The following is a 17883-nucleotide window of genomic DNA, read 5'->3' as shown; positions in this document are numbered from 1 at the left end:
GCGGACTCCTACCGCGACTACCTCGAACTGCACGGCCTGTCCGTGCAGCTGGCCGAGGCCCTCGCCGAGTACTGGCACGCCCGCGTCCGCGCCGAGCTCGGATTCGGGGGAGAGGACCCCGCGGACGTGGAGGACATGTTCGCGCTGAAGTACCGCGGCGCGCGCTTCTCGCTCGGCTACGGCGCCTGCCCCGACCTGGAGGACCGCGCGAAGATCGCCGAGCTGCTCCAGCCCGAGCGGATCGGCGTCGAGCTGTCCGAGGAGTTCCAGCTCCACCCCGAGCAGTCCACCGACGCGATCGTCATCCACCACCCCGAGGCGAAATATTTCAACGCGCGCTGATCCGGCGCAGTCGTACACTGGTCGGTCCAGTGCAGGCCGGTTGCCTTCCCGCAATGAGGAGGCGACCGGCCTTCTCGTCCCTTACGGAAGGTGTGGTCGCCATGACCAGTACGGTTCCCGCGCTCGGCACCCGAATGGCCGAAGGTTCCGCATTGCAGGGTGTGCTGCTCGACATGGACGGCACCCTCGTGGACACCGAAGGCTTCTGGTGGGACGCCGAGGTCGAGGTGTTCGCCTCCCTCGGGCACGCGCTCGACGAGGCGTGGCGCGATGTCGTCGTCGGCGGGCCCATGACGCGCAGCGCCGGCTTCCTCATCGAGTCCACCGGCGCCGACATCACGATCCCCGAGCTCACCGTGCTGCTCAACGACGGCTTCGAGGACCGCATCAGCCGCTCCCTGCCGCTGATGCCCGGCGCCGCGCGCCTGCTCGCCGAACTCGCCGCGCACGCCGTGCCGATGGCCCTGGTGTCGGCCTCGCACCGCCGCATCATCGACCGCGTCCTCGACTCCATCGGCGCCCACCACTTCGAACTCACCGTCGCGGGCGACGAGGTGGCCCGTACGAAGCCCCACCCCGACCCCTACCTCCTCGCGGCCCGGGGCCTGGGCGCGGACCCCGCGAGATGTGCCGTCATCGAGGACACCGCGACCGGTGTCGCCGCCGCGGAGGCCGCGGGCTGCCGAGTCGTCGCCGTGCCGTCGGTCGCGCCCATCCCGGCCGTCGGCGGCCGCACCGTCGTGCCCTCCCTCGAACACGTCAACCTTCCTTTCCTGCAAGGCCTGATGACCCTCTGACAGGTTCCGCCGAGAACCCGTTGAGGGGTGTGACGTTTCCCACTCCAGCGGGGGTCGACAGGGTTGATCCTGTATGCAGAAGGCGGTTTTCGGGGTCCGGGCGGCGCGGCGTTGTGTCCCGATTGGTGGGAGCGTGCACGAAACCTTCCGGTGTCGGGTTATCAGTGTGTCCACGCCCGGTTTCGCAGCGTGATTGATTGAGGGTTCACGCCCCCTCCGGCGCTCATCTGGTGCGGACTAATCTCGTCGCGAGAACATCGCCCCACCCCCCGTGCCCCATCAACCCTCACCCCGCGTTGCGGGATTCACGGGATCAAGAGCTCTGGAGAACGTCGAGCATGAACCGCAAGACTTTGGTGCTGCCGGCAGTCATAGGTCTGCTCGCCCCCGCGCTCGCCGCGTGCGGTGGCTCGGACGGCTCGGACGGCGACAATCCGATAGCCGTCGGCACCACGGACGCGTTCGCCATCTCCAAGGAGGTCCCGGCGCCCTTCGACCCGGCGTACGCCTACGACGCCGGTTCCTGGAACGTCCTGCGCCAGACCGTCCAGACGCTGATGGCCATGCCGCGCGGCGGCGGCGACCCGCAGCCCGAGGCCGCCGAGCAGTGCGGCTTCACCGACACGGGCAACGAGCGCTACGCCTGCACCCTGCGCAAGGGCCTGACGTTCTCCGACGGCAAGTCGCTGACGGCCGCCGACGTGAAGTTCTCCATCGAGCGGGTCCGCGACATCAAGCTCAAGGACCCCAGCGGTTCGGACGGCCTGGTGTCCAACGTCGACGAGATCGAGGTCGAGGGCGACCGCGACATCGTCTTCCACCTCAAGAAGCCGGACGCCACGTTCCCGTTCAAGCTGGCCACGCCCACCGCGGGCATCATCAGCAAGGACCACTACGGCAAGAACAAGCTGCGCGACGGCTTCGAGGTGTCCGGCTCCGGCCCGTACACGGCCGAGCAGGAAGTCGAGGGCGACCGTCTGATCAAGACGGTGTTCACCAAGAACCCCAAGTACAAGGGCGGGTTCAAGGTACAGAGCGACAAGGTGGAGCTGCGCAACTTCGCGGACACCGACGCCATGGGCAAGGCGCTTGAGGACGGCGACATCGACCTGATGACGCGCACCATGTCGCCGGAGCAGGTCCAGGAGCTCTCCGCGGGTTCGAGCAAGAAGATCGACATGGTCGGCATGCAGGGCCTGGAGATCCGCTACCTCGCCTTCAACACCGACGCGCCCGCCGCCAAGAGCAAGGCCGTCCGCCAGGCCGTCTCGCAGCTCGTCGACCGCGGCGCGCTCGCCTCCTCGGTGTACGGCTCGACGGCCGACCCGCTGTACTCCCTGGTGCCGTCCACCGTCACCGGCCACGCCAACTCGTTCTTCAACAAGTACGGCAACCCGAGCACGGCCAAGGCCCGCAACCTGCTCAACAAGGCGAACATCTCCACCCCGGTGAAGATGACGCTGCACTACACCACGGACCACTACGGACCGGGCACCAAGAAGGAGTTCGAGCTGCTGCAGAAGCAGCTGAACTCGTCCGGCCTGTTCGACGTGTCGATCAAGGGCGTGCCGTGGAGCACCTTCCGCCCGGCCGAGCGCGACGGCAAGTACGCGGCGTACGGCATGGGTTGGTTCCCCGACTTCCCCGACGCCGACAACTTCCTCGCCCCGTTCCTCGACAAGGACAACTTCCTCGGCTCGCCGTACGTGAACGACACGATCAACGACCAGTTGATCCCCACGTCCCGCCGCGAGGCCGACCGGCTCGCCGCCTCCAAGAGCATCCGCAGGATCCAGGACATCGTCGCCGAGGACGTGCCGGTGCTCCCGCTGTGGCAGGCCAAGCAGTACATCGCGGCGCGCGACGACATCACGGGCATCGAGTGGGCCCTGAACTCCTCGTCCAACCTCCAGCTGTGGGAGCTCGGCCGCGGTGTGAGCGGCTGACCTCAGCCCGGGTCCGCGCCCGCCTTCCTCAAGTTCAGCTTCCTCAAGTTCAGCGAAACGATCACAACACCGAAGGCACGTAAGTGAAATGTCGTAACCAGTGGCTGGCCCTTCCCCTCACGGGAGGGCTGGCCGCCGCCCTGCTGACCGGCTGCGGCACGGAATCGGGCGGCGCGGGGGACACGGGCGACGCGGTCGTGATGGGGATGTCCGACGACGTCCTCGCCACCGATCCGGCAGCCGGCTACGACCCGGGGTCCTGGCTCCTGTTCAACAACGTCTTCCAGTCGCTCCTGAGCTTCCCCAAGGGCGCCACGGAGCCCGAGCCGGAGGCCGCCCAGTCGTGCGGCTTCACGGACGAGAAGGCGAAGGTCTTCAAGTGCGAACTGCGTGACGGGCTGAAGTTCAGCAACGGCAACGCGCTGACCTCGAAGGACGTCAAGTTCTCCTTCGACCGCATGCGGCACATCAAGGACGACGCCGGTCCGGCGATCATGTTCCCGATGCTCGGCCGGGTGGAGACCCCCAACGCGAAGACGGTCGTCTTCAAGCTGAAGTACTCCGACGCGACCTTCCCCAGCAAGATCGCCTCGGGTGCGGGCTCGATCGTGGACCACCGCGAGTACGACATGAACGCGCTGCGCGAGGACGGCAAGGCCGTCGGCTCAGGACCGTACAAGCTGGACTCGTTCGGCAAGGAGCAGGCGGTCTTCTCCGTCAACTCCGACTACCAGGGCACCGCCAAGGTGAAGAACGAGGGCGTGGCCATCAAGTTCTTCCACGGCGACCAGACGGGCCTGAAGAAGGCGCTCCTGGACGACAAGATCGATCTGGCCTACCGAGGGCTCGCCGCAGCGGACATCGCGGACATCGAGCAGGACACCTCGGGCAGCAAGGACGTCGACATCGTCGAGGGCACCAGCGCCGAGGTTCAGCACCTGGTCTTCAATACGAAGGACCCGGTGGCCGGCAAGCTCGGCGTGCGCAAGGCCATCGCGTACCTCCTGGACCGGGACGCCCTGGTCGACGAGGTCTACGAGAACACGGCGACGCCGCTGTACTCGATCGTCCCCGCGGGCATCGGTGGCCACAACACCGCGTTCTTCGACACGTACGGCGCCCGCCCGCAGCGCGCGAAGGCGTCCGCCGCACTGCGCGGCGACGGCATCAACGGCAAGGTCAAGCTCACGCTCTGGTCGACCCCCTCGCGCTACGGCCCGGCCACGGACCAGGAGCTGAGGGCCATAGCCAAGCAGCTCAACGCCTCCGGCCTGTTCGACGCCGACGTGAAGTCCGTCGGCTTCGACCAGTACGAGAAGGACATCGAGGCGGGCAAGTACGGCGTCTACGTCAAGGGCTGGGTGCCGGACTACCCGGACCCCGACAACTTCACGCAGCCGTTCTTCGGCAAGGGCAACGTCCTCGGCAACGGCTTCGAGAACAACACCATCACCGGGAAGATCATCCCGCGCACCGCCACCGAGAGCGACCGCACCAAGACCGACAAGCAGTACAGCGAGCTGCAGGACATCGTGGCCGACCAGCTGCCCGTCCTGCCCGTCTGGCAGGCCAAGCAGTACGCGGTCGCCCGCGACAGCGTCTACGGCCTCGAGTCCTGCCTCGACGCGTCGACGGTCTTCCGCTTCTGGGAGATCAGCAAGGGCTGACGCACGGCCCGCAGACATGGCGAAGGTGGCCGCCCCCGCACGGGGACGGCCACCTTCGTCGTTCCGATGAGCGCGGGGGCGGCGGACTACTGCGCGCCGGGGCGCACCAGACCGCTCTCGTACGCGTACACCGCGGCCTGCACCCGGTCGCGCAGCCCCAGCTTCGTGAGCACATGGCCCACGTGCGTCTTCACGGTCGTCTCACTCACGAAGAGGTCCGCGGCGATCTCCGCGTTCGACAGGCCGCGGGCCACCAGCTTCAGGACCTCGACCTCACGGTCGGTGAGCGTGTTCAGGGTGTCCGGCACCGGCTCGTCGCCGGACGGCAGGTGCGCGGAGTACTTGTCGAGGAGGCGACGGGTGATGCTCGGCGCGAGCATCGCCTCGCCCGCGGCGACCACCCGGATCGCCTGCACCAGTTCGTTGGCCGGGGCGTCCTTGAGGAGGAAACCGCTGGCACCGGCGCGCAGCGCCTCCACCACGTACTCATCGAGGTCGAAGGTGGTCAGGACGAGCACCTTCGCCGGACCGTCCCGGCCCGGCCCCGTGATCTGCCGGGTCGCCTCGACCCCGTCCATCCGCGGCATGCGGATGTCCATCAAAACCACATCGGGCTGCAGCGCCCGCACCTGGTCGAGAGCCTGCAGGCCGTCTCCGGCCTCGCCGACGACCGCGATGTCCTGCTCGGCCTCCAGGATCATCCGGAAGCCGGTGCGCAACAGCGGCTGGTCATCGACCAGTAGGACGCGGATCGCCACGTAACTCTCCTTCGCTAGGCCGGGCCCATTCTGCCCTGCTCGCCCCCTGCCGACTCGGGCGCCCTCACAGGAAGCGGATACGGCGGGGGAGTCCCACCGAATTCCGGACAGACCTCCCGGTGATCGCACCAACCGCACAATTTGGTCGGACGCGGCCGCCAGTTCCCCGTCTCCGTCGCCAGCTCGATCGCCTCCCACAGCGCGAGCAGCTTGCGCTCGACCCGCTCAAGATCGGCCACCACCGGGTCGTACGTGACGACGTCACCGCTGCCCAGATAGACGAGCTGGAGACGGCGCGGCACGACACCCTTCAGCCGCCACACCACCAGCGCGTAGAACTTCATCTGGAACAGCGCGCCCTCCGCGTACTCCGGACGCGGGGCCTTGCCCGTCTTGTAGTCGACGATGCGGACCTCACCCGAAGGCGCCACGTCCACCCGGTCGATGATCCCGCGCAGCTTCAGCCCCGAATCCAGCTCGGCCTGCACGAACAGCTCCCGCTCGGCGGGCTCCAGACGCGTCGGGTCCTCCAGCGTGAACCAGCGCTCCACCAGGCGCTCCGCGTCCGACAGCCAGCGCGCCATGCGCTCGCCCTCCGGATCGTCCGCGAACAACTCCGTCAGCTCCGGCTTCGCCTCCCGCAACCGGTCCCACTGGCCCGGAATGAGCGACTTCGCGCGCGGCGCCGTGCGCTCACTCGCCGGTGCGTCGAAGAGCCGCTCCAGGACCGCGTGCACCAGCGTGCCCCGGGTCGCCGCCTCACTCGGCTTCTCCGGCAGCTTGTCGATCACCCGGAACCGGTACAGCAACGGGCACTGCATGAAGTCGCCCGCGCGCGAGGGAGACAGAGACGCCGGGCGCACGGCCGCCACGGCGCCGTCAGTGCTGGTTTCCATGAGGACAGACCCTACGACCCGACACTGACAACAGCCGCATACCATCGACGGCAGACCCTCTCGCCCTGCATGATCGTGCGGGTGACCGCGCCGGACCTGGGCGAGGGACGCTTCGAACGAGGGGACATCGTGGACGAAAGCGGCGGGAGCGGCAGGCCGCAGTCCGACGGCGCCGAAAGCCTGCGGCCGCGCGACACGGACGGCTCCCCGGAGCCGACCCGTCCGGTCGGCACGGCCGCCGGGCAGGAACGCCCGGCGGGCCCGGCCGACCAGGCCGAAGGAGCGGCACAGCCACGGCACGACAGCACGGAAACCACGCCCCCGGCCGAGCCGCCGAGAGAGCAGCACCCCCCGGCCGGCACGCCACCACAGCCCGCACCCCGTCCGCGCGCCTCCCTCACCAAGGCACCACAGGACGCGCAGGGCGCACAGGACGCGCAGGGTGCGCAGGACGCGCAGGGTGCACAGGACACGGGGGACGGACGGAACGCACCGGAAGAGCAGCCCGCCGAGCCCCGGCCCACCAGCGCTCACAAAAGCCCGACCGGCAAGAGCGCCCCCGTACCGCCCAAGGCCCAGAAAGGCCCCGGCGGCGGACTCCTCATGGGCAAACCGTTCGGCGTGCCCGTCTACGTCGCACCCAGCTGGTTCCTCGTCGCCGCCCTCATCACCTGGGTCTTCGGCGACCAGCTCGACCGCGTCCTGCCCGAACTCGGCGGCGCCCGCTACCTGGTCGCCCTCTTCTTCGCGGTCGCCTTCTACGCCTCCGTACTCGTCCACGAACTCGCCCACACCGTCGCGGCCCTCCGCTTCAAGCTGCCCGTACGCCGCATCCAGCTGCAATTCTTCGGCGGCGTCTCCGAGATCGAGAAGGAGTCCGAGACCCCCGGCCGCGAATTCGTCCTCGCCTTCGTCGGCCCCCTCCTCTCCCTCGTCCTCGCCGGCGTCTTCTACGCGGGAATGCAGGCCGTCGACGCGGGCACCGTGCCGGGCGTCCTGCTCGCCGGCCTGATGATCTCCAACCTCATCGTCGCCGCCTTCAACCTCCTGCCGGGCCTGCCCCTGGACGGCGGCCGGATGCTGCGCGCCGTCGTCTGGAAGATCACCGGCAAACCCATGAGCGGCACCGTCGCCGCCGCCTGGGTGGGCCGCGCCCTCGCCATCTCCGTCCTCGTCGGGCTGCCGCTCCTCAACCAGTCCGGTGCCCTCGGCGGCGACGCCCAGGACATCGGCGGCATGGACACCGTCACCGACGCCCTGCTCGCCGCGATCCTCGCCGCGATCATCTGGACCGGCGCGGGAAACAGCCTGCGCATGGCCCGCCTGCGCCAGCACCTGCCCGAGCTGCGCGCCCGCACCCTCACCCGCCGCGCCGTCCCCGTCGAAGGCGAAACCCCCCTCTCCGAAGCACTGCGCAGGGCCAACGACGCAGGCGCCCGCGCCCTCGTCGTCGTCGACCCCGACGGCGACCCGATGGCCGTCGTCCGCGAGGCGGCCATCGTCTCCGTGCCCCAGCACCGCCGCCCCTGGGTCAACGTCGGCGGCCTCGCCCAGGACATCACCGAAGGCATGCGCATCTCCGCCGAGCTCTCCGGCGAGGAACTCCTCGACACGCTCCGGGCCACCCCCGCCACTGAATACCTCGTCGTCGAGGAGTCCGGCGAGATCTACGGAGTGCTCTCCGCCGCGGACGTGGAGCGCGCCTTCGTCAAGGCGATGGCCCGGCCCTCCTAGGCATCTCCCGGGCCCGCCCGCCCGCCACGGCCGCCGACGCCGTGGTCGGCGGCCCGCGCGGCTGCCGGTAGGCTGGTCACATGTCCGAACCGACCGGTGCCGCCCGCCGTCGCGGGCCCTTCAAGGTCGGGGACCAGGTCCAGCTCACCGACCCCAAGGGACGCCACTACACGTTCACGCTCGAGGCCGGGAAGAATTTCCACACCCACAAGGGTTCCTTCCCCCACGACGAGCTGATCGGCGCTCCCGAGGGCAGTGTTGTCCGAACCACGGGAAACGTCGCCTACCTGGCGCTGCGACCCCTGCTCCCCGACTACGTCCTGTCCATGCCCCGCGGTGCCGCCGTGGTCTACCCCAAGGACGCGGGGCAGATCCTGGCCTTCGCCGACATCTTCCCCGGCGCCCGCGTCGTGGAGGCGGGCGTAGGCTCCGGCTCCCTCAGCAGTTTCCTGCTGCGGGCCATCGGCGACCAGGGAATGCTGCACTCCTACGAGCGCCGCGAGGACTTCGCCGAGATCGCCCAGCAGAACGTGGAGCGCTACTTCGGCGGCCCCCACCCCGCCTGGCAGCTCACCGTCGGCGACCTCCAGGACAACCTCAGCGACACCGAGGTCGACCGCGTCATTCTGGACATGCTCGCCCCCTGGGAATGCCTGGAGGCCGTCTCCAAGGCGCTCGTCCCCGGCGGCATCCTGTGCTGCTACGTGGCCACCACCACCCAGCTCGCCCGGACCGTCGAGTCCATCCGCGAGATCGGCGGCTTCAACGAGCCGACCGCCTGGGAATCGATGGTCCGCAACTGGCACATCGAAGGCCTCGCCGTACGCCCGGACCACCGGATGATCGGCCACACCGGCTTCCTGCTCACCGCCCGCCGCCTCGCGGACGGCGTCGAGCCCCCCATGCGCCGCCGCCGCCCCGCCAAGGGCGCGTACGGCGATGACTACTCCGGCCCCAACGCCGACGGCGGCACCCCGCGCTGACCCGCGCGACGGACCCCGCCCAATGAGCAGGCGCCGCCGCCGAGTTCCCTGACCGACCAGGGAACTCGGCGGCGGCGCCGTTTCGTTGACAGGGCACCAGCCCCGTACCGCGAGAACCGCGAGAACCACCGGACCCCGGTCGCCCCGGCTGACCCCGGTGTTCCACCTCACTGTGACGTATGGCACGATGCTGGCCACCTCCCCACCGGCACGCCCTCACAGGAGACACTTCCTAGTGCAGCACCCCGCCGTCCCGGAACTGGCGCACACCACCGCCCGCCCCATCCACTGGCTGGCCACCGCGGCCGCGCTCGCCGCCGTCGTCGCGGGCTCCGCGGTCCTCCAGCCCGACGCCGCGACCGCCGCCCAGACAGGCACCAAGACCCACACCAGAGCCGCCGCGGGCGCACCCGCCCCGGCACCCGACCCCGCCGCCGTCGACTTCCCGATCGACTGCGGCCCGGTCCCGTCCGAAGTGAAGAAGAGGGCCACCGGCGACCTCGACGGCGACGGCAAGCCCGAGACCGTGGCCGTCGTGCACTGCAAGGCAGGCTCGGGAACCCCGCCCGACGGGGTCTACGTGATCACCGGGTCCGGGTCCGGATCCGGCACACCGCGCGTCGTCGCGACACTGGTCGACCCCAAGGACCGACAGAACGTGAGCGACTTCGCCGTGCGTGACGGCGCGATCACCGCGACCCTGCTCGGCTACTCCTCACCCGACGTGCCCCGCTGCTGCCCCGACAAGCAGGACAAGGCCAAGTGGCGATGGAAGGACGGCACGTTCGAACGGGACACCCCCGACCGGGCCCGCAGCGTCTGACCCGCCGAGCGGCCCGCACTCACGCCGCGTCGGGACCGTAGACCTCGACCCTGTCCGAAACCCGACGCACATGAATGCAGTCGCCCGGGCACTCCTTCGCCGAGTCCACCACGTCCGTGAGGAGCGGCAACGGCACGGGCGTTGCCGCCCCAGGAGCCTGCAGCAGCTCGTCGTCGCCGCTCTTCACATAAGCCAGACCATCGATGTCCAGCTCGAAGACCTCGGGCGCGTACTGCGCACAGATGCCGTCCCCGGTACAGAGGTCCTGGTCGATCCAGACCTCCAGATCGTGGCCCTCACTGCCGGTCTCGGCCTCGTGCCGCACGGTCATCTCTCCTGCCGGTCGCTGCGCCGGGCGGCCCGACATGGGAGCAAGTCGGGCCAGCCCTGACGGGTGTTGAACACTTCGACGATACAACCGCCCGCTTTCCGATGTTGTTGGGTGGGTATCCACCTGGGGAGAGGGAGAGCGCAAGGGTGAAGATCGGACACACCCCCATCGTCTTTGTGATCTAGGGGTTTCAATCGACACCCACCCAGGTAGGGTCTGGAAGCGTCCAGCTCCCCTTGGAGGAGGTGAGGACCGTGGCAGCCCACGACGACGACATCAACCGCGGCATCCGGCCGGGGCGAGGGTCTGAAGACCCCGCCGGTCAGGTTGCCTATCTCGAGCAGGAAATCGCCGTCCTGCGACGCAAGCTCGCCGACTCTCCGCGTCATACGAGGATTCTCGAAGAGCGGATCGTCGAGCTGCAGACCAACCTGGCCGGCGTGTCCGCGCAGAACGAGCGGCTCGCCAACACGCTCCGCGAGGCCCGCGACCAGATCGTGGCCCTCAAAGAGGAAGTCGACCGGCTCGCACAGCCACCGGCCGGCTTCGGAGTCTTCCTCGTGGCGAACGAGGACGGCACGGCGGACATCTTCACCGGGGGCCGCAAGCTCCGGGTGAACGTCAGCCCGAGCGTGGAGCTCGAAGAGCTCAGGCGCGGCCAGGAAGTGATGCTCAACGAAGCGCTCAACGTGGTCGAGGCCATGGAGTACGAGAGCGTCGGAGACATCGTCACCCTCAAGGAGATCCTCGAGGACGGCGAGCGCGCCCTGGTGGTCGGACACACCGACGAAGAAAGAGTGGTACGGCTCGCCGAACCCCTCCTCGACGTCACCATCAGGCCCGGCGACGCACTCCTGCTCGAACCACGCTCCGGCTACGTATACGAAGTGGTTCCCAAGAGCGAGGTCGAAGAGCTCGTCCTCGAAGAGGTCCCGGACATCGGCTACGAACAGATCGGCGGCCTGGGCAACCAGATCGAACTGATCCGGGACGCGGTCGAACTGCCCTACCTCTACCCGGACCTCTTCAGGGAGCACGAACTGCGGCCGCCCAAGGGCGTCCTGCTGTACGGGCCCCCCGGCTGCGGCAAAACGCTCATCGCGAAAGCCGTCGCCAACTCCCTCGCCAAAAAGGTCGCCGAAGTGACCGGACAGGCGGCGGGGAAGAGCTACTTCCTCAACATCAAGGGACCCGAACTCCTCAACAAGTACGTCGGCGAGACCGAGCGGCACATCCGCCTGGTCTTCCAGCGCGCACGCGAGAAGGCGAGCGAGGGCACCCCCGTCATCGTCTTCTTCGATGAGATGGAGTCCCTCTTCCGCACCCGCGGATCCGGCGTCAGCTCGGACGTGGAGAACACCATCGTCCCCCAGCTGCTCGCCGAGATCGACGGCGTGGAAGGCCTGGAGAACGTCATCGTCATCGGCGCCTCCAACCGCGAGGACATGATCGACCCCGCGATCCTGCGCCCCGGACGACTCGACGTAAAGATCAAGATCGAGCGCCCGGACGCCCAGGCGGCGAAGGACATCTTCGCCAAGTACCTCACCGCGCGGCTCCCGCTGCACGCGGACGATCTCGCCGAACACAGCGCCGACCGGAGCTCCACCGTGGACGGCATGATCCAGTCCGTCGTCGAGCAGATGTACGCGGAGTCCGAGGAGAACCGCTTCCTCGAGGTGACGTACGCCAACGGGGACAAGGAAGTCCTGTACTTCAAGGACTTCAATTCCGGCGCCATGATCGAGAACATCGTGGGCCGCGCCAAGAAGATGGCCATCAAGGCCTTCCTCGAAGCGAACCAGAAGGGCCTCCGGGTCGCTCACCTCCTCCAGGCTTGCATCGACGAGTTCAAGGAGAACGAGGACCTGCCCAACACCACCAACCCGGACGACTGGGCCAGGATCTCCGGAAAGAAGGGCGAACGGATCGTGTACATCCGCACCCTTGTCACCGGAAAGCAGGGCGCAGACACCGGACGCTCCATCGACACGGTGGCCAACACCGGTCAGTACCTGTAGAACACAGGGCGGCTGCGGGTGTCCTTCACGGGTACCCGCAGCCGTCTGTTTTTCAATGACAGCAATGATCTCCCCACCAGCGCAAAGGCGTTCTAGGCTCTTCGGTACCGCCGAGTCGCGCAGTGCGGGGACGGGCACCGCACACGCACCGGAGAACCAGCGGTACTTGAGCGCCGTTCCCGAAGGGGAGCGCCGCCGGGCAAGGAGGGCCGCATGACCGTACGGCGAGTAATGGGCATCGAGACGGAGTACGGCATCTCCGTCCCCGGCCATCCCAACGCCAATGCCATGCTCACCTCGTCCCAGATCGTCAACGCCTATGCCGCGGCGATGCACCGGGCGCGACGCGCCCGCTGGGACTTCGAGGAGGAGAACCCGCTGCGGGACGCGCGGGGTTTCGACCTCGCCCGCGAGGCCGCCGACTCCAGCCAGCTGACCGACGAGGACATCGGCCTCGCCAACGTCATCCTGACCAACGGCGCACGCCTGTACGTCGACCACGCACACCCCGAATACAGCTCACCGGAGATCACCAATCCCCGGGACGCCGTCCTCTGGGACAAGGCCGGCGAACGCATCATGGCCGAGGCCGCCGACCGCGCGGCCCAGCTCCCCGGCGCCCAGCCGATCCACCTCTACAAAAACAACACCGACAACAAGGGCGCCTCGTACGGCACGCACGAGAACTACCTGATGAAGCGGGACACCCCCTTCTCCGACATCGTGCGGCACCTGACCCCGTTCTTCGTCTCGCGCCAGGTCGTCACCGGCGCCGGACGCGTCGGCATCGGCCAGGACGGCCACGAACACGGCTTCCAGCTCAGCCAGCGCGCCGACTACTTCGAGGTCGAGGTAGGCCTGGAGACCACCCTCAAGCGGCCCATCATCAACACCCGCGACGAACCGCACTCCGACGCCGAGAAGTACCGCAGGCTGCACGTCATCATCGGCGACGCGAACCTCTCGGAGATCTCCACCTATCTGAAGCTCGGCACCACCTCGCTCGTCCTCGCGATGATCGAGGACGGCTTCATCGCCGTAGACCTCGCCGTGGACCAGCCGGTGCGCACGCTCCACCAGGTCTCGCATGACCCGACACTCAAGCACCTCGTCACGCTTCGTAGTGGCCGGTCACTCACCGCGGTGCAGCTCCAGATGGAGTACTTCGAGCTGGCGCGCAAGTACGTGGAGGAGCGGTACGGCTCCGACGCCGACGAGCAGACCAAGGACGTGCTGGCCCGCTGGGAGGACGTGCTCGGCCGCCTGGAGAGCGACCCGATGAGCCTCTCCGGAGAACTCGACTGGGTCGCCAAGCGGGAGCTCATGGAGGGCTACCGCCGCCGCGACAGCCTCGACTGGGACGCCGCCCGGCTCCACCTGGTCGACCTCCAGTACGCCGACGTACGGGCCGAGAAGGGCCTGTATAACCGGCTGGTGGCCCGAGGCAAGATGAAGCGGCTCCTCGACGAGGCGGACGTCGAGCGGGCCACCACCAAGCCGCCCGAGGACACGCGCGCGTACTTCCGCGGCCGTTGCCTCGAGCAGTACGCGGACGACGTGGCCGCGGCGTCCTGGGACTCGGTCATCTTCGATCTCCCGGGCCGTGACTCTCTGCAACGGGTACCCACGCTGGAGCCCCTGCGCGGCACGAGGAACCACGTGAAGGAGCTCCTGGACCGCTGCCGCACGGCAGAGGATCTGGTTCGGGTGCTGTCCGGCGGCTGAAAGGTCATCGCCGGGGGAATCACACAGGTGGGTCCCGCACGTTGAAGCAACTGCGGGGCCGATGTCGGACCCGAAGCGTAGGGTCTGATCAACAACGTCTGACCGAGCGAGCGGGGTGAGGTAGATGGCGACCAAGGACACCGGCGGTGGGCAGCAGAAGGCGACGCGTCCCACCGAGGAGACCGAAGAGCAGACGCAGGACGCACAGGCTTCCGAGGACCTCAAGGAACGCCAGGAGAAGCTGAGCGACGACGTGGACTCGGTTCTTGACGAGATTGACGATGTCCTCGAGGAGAACGCAGAGGATTTCGTGCGCTCCTTCGTTCAGAAGGGTGGGCAGTAAGCCCACTCTGCCTTCGAATCAAAGGTCTGCGGGCGGGGGGTTCCGGGTGGGTGAGGGTGAACCTGCGAAGCGTTGCTCGCGGTGCCGAGAAGAGAAGCCGCGAGCGGCCTTCGCGCAGAACAGGGCGAGTCGGGACGGCCTGCAGGCCTACTGCCGCCCATGCTGGGCTGAGTACTACCAGGCCCGGCAAGTGGCAAAGGGCAAGACCGTGAGACCCAAGGTCGCAGCTCCGGCAGGCCACAAGTACTGCCGACGGTGCGGGGAGATCAAGCCCCACTCGGAATGGGACCGCAACAAGACAGCCTCAGATGGCTTGTCCACTCGCTGCAAGGCGTGCCGAGCCATCGAGGGACGTGCGGGCCACCTCAAGCGTCAGTACGGCATGACCGAAGCGGAGCGCGAAGAACTCGTCGCCTCGCAGAAGGGGCTCTGCGTGATCTGTCTCAGCGCCCCAGCAGCCCATGTGGATCATTGCCACGAGACGGGTAAAGTCCGTGGCGTACTGTGCTTCAACTGCAATTCGGCCATCGGCAAGTTGGGAGACGATCCCGACACTGTTCGTCGGGCTGCCGCCTACCTGGAAGGATCCTCGTGGAAGCCAACACTCGTAGCACAGGGCGTCTACCAGCTGCCTTCCTGACGCCCGGTTCGTCGTCCTTCATGGACTTCCTGTCCGAGCATCAGCCCGAGATCCTGCCCGGCAATCGTCAACTGCCGCCCACGCAGGGTGTCATCGAGGCGCCGCACGGCACGACCATCGTGGCCGTGACGTTTCCCGGCGGGGTGGTCCTCGCCGGGGACCGGCGGGCGACCATGGGCAATGTGATCGCACAGCGCGACATCGAGAAGGTCTTCCCGGCCGACGAGTACTCCGCGGTGGGCATCGCGGGTACGGCCGGTCTGGCCGTGGAGATGGTCAAGCTCTTCCAGTTGGAGCTGGAGCACTTCGAGAAGGTCGAGGGGGCCACGCTCTCGTTGGAGGGCAAGGCGAACCGCCTCTCCACGATGATCCGCAGCAACCTCGGCATGGCCATGCAGGGTCTCGCCGTGGTGCCGCTCTTCGCGGGGTACGACGTGGACCGCGAGAAGGGCCGCATCTTCTCGTACGACGTCACGGGCGGACGTTCGGAGGAGCACGGCTTCGCGGCGACCGGTTCGGGTTCGGTCTTCGCGCGCGGTGCGATGAAGAAGCTGTACCACGGCGGTCTGACGGAGGAGCAGGCGACGACGTTGGTCGTCCAGGCGTTGTACGACGCCGCTGACGACGACTCGGCGACCGGTGGTCCGGATGTGGCCCGTCGTATCTACCCCATCGTCACTGTCATCTCCGACGAGGGGTTCCGGAGGCTGACGGAGGAGGAGGGCTCCGCGATCGCGCGCTCGATCCTGGAGAAGCGTCTGGAGCAGCCGGATGGCCCGCGGGCCGCGCTGCTCTGATCGCTCCGAATTCGCCACTGACTGAAGTCTTTTGACAGAAAGGGACGGATCCGGTGTCGACGCCGTTCTATGTCTCCCCCCAGCAGGCCATGGCCGACCGGGCGGAATACGCCCGGAAGGGCATCGCCCGCGGCCGCAGCCTTGTCGTGATGCAGTTCGCCGACGGCATTGTGTTCGTCGGCGAGAACCCGTCCCGTGCGCTGCACAAGTTCAGCGAGATCTATGACCGGATCGGCTTCGCGGCCGCCGGCAAGTACAACGAGTACGAGAATCTGCGCATCGGCGGGGTCCGCTATGCCGATCTCCGTGGATACACCTATGACCGCGACGACGTGACGGCCCGTGGGCTCGCCAACGTCTACGCGCAGACGCTGGGCACGATCTTCTCCAGCAACGCCGAGAAGCCGTACGAGGTCGAGCTCGTCGTGGCCGAGGTCGGTGTCACGCCGGACGGCGACCAGATCTATCGCCTGCCGCACGACGGGTCGATCGTGGACGAGCACGGTTCGGTCGCGGTCGGTGGCAACGCGGAGCAGATCAGTACGTATCTGGATCAGCGCCATCAGGACGGGATGACGCTCGCCGAGGCGCTCAAGCTCGCGGTGCAGGCGCTGTCCCGTGACACGAACGGCAGCGAGCGGGAGATCCCCGCGGAGCGGCTCGAGGTGGCGGTTCTCGACCGGACGCGGCCTCAGCAGCGGAAGTTCAAGCGGATCGTGGGGCGTCAGTTGTCGCGTCTGCTCGATGAGGGCGGTGCGACGGACGCGGCCACGGACGCGGAGCCGGAGACGGACGCGGGCGGCGGAGCCACGCCGACGTCCGGCGGCGACGTCGAGTAGGAGTCCGCTTCGGTGCGGTGAGCGCCCTGTGTCCCGGCCGGCTGGCCGGGGTGCGGGGCGCTTTCGCGTGTCCGGGGTCAATGGGCAGTGGGATCAGTGGGCAGCGGCGTCAGTGGGCACGGGGCCTGTCGAGCCGCGGACGGTCAGCCGGACGGGGAGTGGGGTGGCGTCCGGCGCGCGGCCCGCGAGGACGGCGATCAGTGATTCCATGCCGCGTTCTCCGAAGCGTTCGGCGGGCAGTTTGACGGTGGTCAGTTCCGGTTCGACGGCGGTCGCGAGGGTGAGGTCGTCGAAGCCGGTGACCGAGACGTCCTCGGGGATGCGCAGCCCGAGCCGTCGTGCCGCTTTGCAGGCGCCCGCGGAGAGGAAGTCGTCGTCGCAGATGATCGCGGTGGGGCGGGGGCCCGGGGTGGAGAGGGCGGCTTCGGCGACGGCGCGGGCGCCCTCGACGCCGATGGGTGCGGCGACGCGGCGTACGGCGGTGTCGGTGCCGCGCAGGGTCCGGGCGAGGGCTTCGGCGCGTACGTCGAAGGTCCAGGAGTCGACATCCGCCGCGAGGTGCAGGAAGTCGCGGTGGCCGAGGGCCAGGAGGTGTTCGGTCACTTGGCGCATGCCGTCGGCGAGGTCGAGGTTGACGGTGGCGGCGCCGAGGCTTCCTGCGGGGTCGCTGTCGAGCATCACGAGGGGCAGGTCGTCGCCGCGGATGGTGGCGAGGGCGTCGGAGGCCATGGAGGAGGCGAGGACGCCGTCCAGTGACGCGCGTGCGGAGGCGAAGGGGTCGCGGGCGGGGCCGATGCCGTCGGGGGAGGGGTAGAGGACGACGCCGAAGCCGTGCCGGGCGGCGATGCGGGCGGCTCCGGTGTAGACGTGGGCGAAGAATTCGTTGGTGAGTTCGGGGACGACGAGCAGGGCGGTCCGGGTCCTGCCGAGGCGCAGGTTGCGGGCGGCCAGGTTGGGGCGGTAGCCGAGGTCGCGTGCCGCGGCGCGCACGCGTTCGGCGGTCGGTTCGGCGACCCGGCCGCGCCATTTGTCGCCGAGGACGAGGGAGACGGTGGCCTGGGAGACCCCGGCGGCGCGTGCGACGTCGCGGCTCGTGGGGCGGGGGCCCACGGCGTCCTGTTGTGGCCCGGCCACTGTTACCTCCCTGATCGTGTCCGCGGTGGGAAACGCGGTGGACCCGCGGACAGCGCTCATGGTACGTATGACGCTCGACGTTATACGTAAAACCTTGGGCGGTGTCG

Annotated in this window: 17 protein-coding genes; 13 read left to right on the top strand and 4 right to left on the bottom strand. The window is 68.5% G+C overall.

Features of this window, described 5'->3' with window-relative positions; all coding sequences use genetic code 11:
* The 4 genes from ABZ953_RS35610 to ABZ953_RS35595 all read left to right on the top strand — a co-directional run.
* Positions 1 to 342, top strand: a 342-nt coding sequence (locus ABZ953_RS35610) for a vitamin B12 dependent-methionine synthase activation domain-containing protein (protein WP_361733000.1), incomplete at its 5' end; no start/stop codon positions are given.
* A gap of 101 nt (positions 343 to 443) precedes the next feature.
* Positions 444 to 1139: an HAD family phosphatase gene (locus ABZ953_RS35605; protein WP_361732998.1), complete on the top strand. Its 696-nt coding sequence runs from the start codon at positions 444 to 446 to the stop codon at positions 1137 to 1139.
* A gap of 338 nt (positions 1140 to 1477) precedes the next feature.
* Positions 1478 to 3085, top strand: coding sequence for an ABC transporter substrate-binding protein (locus ABZ953_RS35600; RefSeq protein WP_361732996.1), 1608 nt, complete (start codon positions 1478 to 1480; stop codon positions 3083 to 3085).
* An 83-nt stretch (positions 3086 to 3168) separates the two neighbouring features.
* Positions 3169 to 4752, top strand: a complete 1584-nt coding sequence (locus ABZ953_RS35595; RefSeq protein ID WP_361732994.1) for an ABC transporter substrate-binding protein — start codon at positions 3169 to 3171, stop codon at positions 4750 to 4752.
* A gap of 86 nt (positions 4753 to 4838) precedes the next feature.
* Here the strand turns inward: ABZ953_RS35595 and ABZ953_RS35590 are convergent, their stop codons facing one another.
* Positions 4839 to 5510 carry a response regulator transcription factor gene (locus ABZ953_RS35590; RefSeq protein WP_361732992.1) on the bottom strand — a complete coding sequence of 224 codons (672 nt, stop codon included), beginning with the start codon at positions 5508 to 5510 and terminating at the stop codon, positions 4839 to 4841.
* Positions 5511 to 5524: 14 nt separating this feature from the next.
* Complete coding sequence (locus ABZ953_RS35585; RefSeq protein ID WP_361732991.1) at positions 5525 to 6406, bottom strand: RecB family exonuclease; 882 nt, start codon at positions 6404 to 6406, stop codon at positions 5525 to 5527.
* A gap of 129 nt (positions 6407 to 6535) precedes the next feature.
* On the opposite strand from ABZ953_RS35585, the gene ABZ953_RS35580 reads away from it, so the two are divergent.
* From ABZ953_RS35580 to ABZ953_RS35570, 3 genes are all read left to right on the top strand, one after another.
* Positions 6536 to 8140 carry a site-2 protease family protein gene (locus ABZ953_RS35580; protein WP_361733008.1) on the top strand — a complete coding sequence of 535 codons (1605 nt, stop codon included), beginning with the start codon at positions 6536 to 6538 and terminating at the stop codon, positions 8138 to 8140.
* Positions 8141 to 8220: 80 nt separating this feature from the next.
* A complete protein-coding gene (locus ABZ953_RS35575; RefSeq protein WP_361732989.1) occupies positions 8221 to 9123 on the top strand; it encodes a tRNA (adenine-N1)-methyltransferase in 903 nt (300 codons plus the stop codon).
* A gap of 235 nt (positions 9124 to 9358) precedes the next feature.
* The gene (locus ABZ953_RS35570) at positions 9359 to 9946 is read left to right on the top strand and encodes a hypothetical protein (protein ID WP_361732987.1); all 588 of its coding nucleotides are present in this window, start codon (positions 9359 to 9361) and stop codon (positions 9944 to 9946) included.
* Positions 9947 to 9965: 19 nt separating this feature from the next.
* Here the strand turns inward: ABZ953_RS35570 and ABZ953_RS35565 are convergent, their stop codons facing one another.
* Positions 9966 to 10277, bottom strand: a complete 312-nt coding sequence (locus tag ABZ953_RS35565; RefSeq protein WP_361732985.1) for a ferredoxin — start codon at positions 10275 to 10277, stop codon at positions 9966 to 9968.
* A 254-nt stretch (positions 10278 to 10531) separates the two neighbouring features.
* On the opposite strand from ABZ953_RS35565, the gene arc reads away from it, so the two are divergent.
* From arc to prcA, 6 genes are all read left to right on the top strand, one after another.
* On the top strand, positions 10532 to 12298 hold the full coding sequence (arc, locus tag ABZ953_RS35560; RefSeq protein ID WP_361732983.1) for a proteasome ATPase: 1767 nt from the start codon (positions 10532 to 10534) through the stop codon (positions 12296 to 12298).
* A gap of 213 nt (positions 12299 to 12511) precedes the next feature.
* Positions 12512 to 14023: a depupylase/deamidase Dop gene (dop, locus tag ABZ953_RS35555; protein WP_361732981.1), complete on the top strand. Its 1512-nt coding sequence runs from the start codon at positions 12512 to 12514 to the stop codon at positions 14021 to 14023.
* A 124-nt stretch (positions 14024 to 14147) separates the two neighbouring features.
* Positions 14148 to 14366, top strand: a complete 219-nt coding sequence (locus ABZ953_RS35550) for a ubiquitin-like protein Pup (protein WP_150165888.1) — start codon at positions 14148 to 14150, stop codon at positions 14364 to 14366.
* 46 nt (positions 14367 to 14412) lie between these two features.
* Positions 14413 to 15006 carry an endonuclease VII domain-containing protein gene (locus tag ABZ953_RS35545; RefSeq protein WP_361732979.1) on the top strand — a complete coding sequence of 198 codons (594 nt, stop codon included), beginning with the start codon at positions 14413 to 14415 and terminating at the stop codon, positions 15004 to 15006.
* Positions 14958 to 15803, top strand: coding sequence for a proteasome subunit beta (prcB, locus tag ABZ953_RS35540; RefSeq protein WP_361732977.1), 846 nt, complete (start codon positions 14958 to 14960; stop codon positions 15801 to 15803). Before ABZ953_RS35545 ends, prcB begins: the two co-directional genes overlap by 49 nt.
* A 53-nt stretch (positions 15804 to 15856) precedes the next feature.
* On the top strand, positions 15857 to 16642 hold the full coding sequence (gene prcA / locus ABZ953_RS35535) for a proteasome subunit alpha (protein ID WP_361732975.1): 786 nt from the start codon (positions 15857 to 15859) through the stop codon (positions 16640 to 16642).
* Between the two features lie 93 nt (positions 16643 to 16735).
* On the opposite strand, the gene ABZ953_RS35530 is transcribed toward prcA, so the two are convergent.
* Positions 16736 to 17836, bottom strand: a complete 1101-nt coding sequence (locus tag ABZ953_RS35530) for a LacI family DNA-binding transcriptional regulator (RefSeq protein ID WP_361732973.1) — start codon at positions 17834 to 17836, stop codon at positions 16736 to 16738.
* Positions 17837 to 17883 lie beyond the last annotated feature (47 nt).

Origin of the sequence: Streptomyces sp. NPDC046465, assembly GCF_040646035.1 — a bacterium.
Lineage (GTDB): Bacteria > Actinomycetota > Actinomycetes > Streptomycetales > Streptomycetaceae > Streptomyces.
Note: the sequence above shows the minus strand (reverse complement) of the source record. Positions and strands in the feature narration are given on the sequence as shown.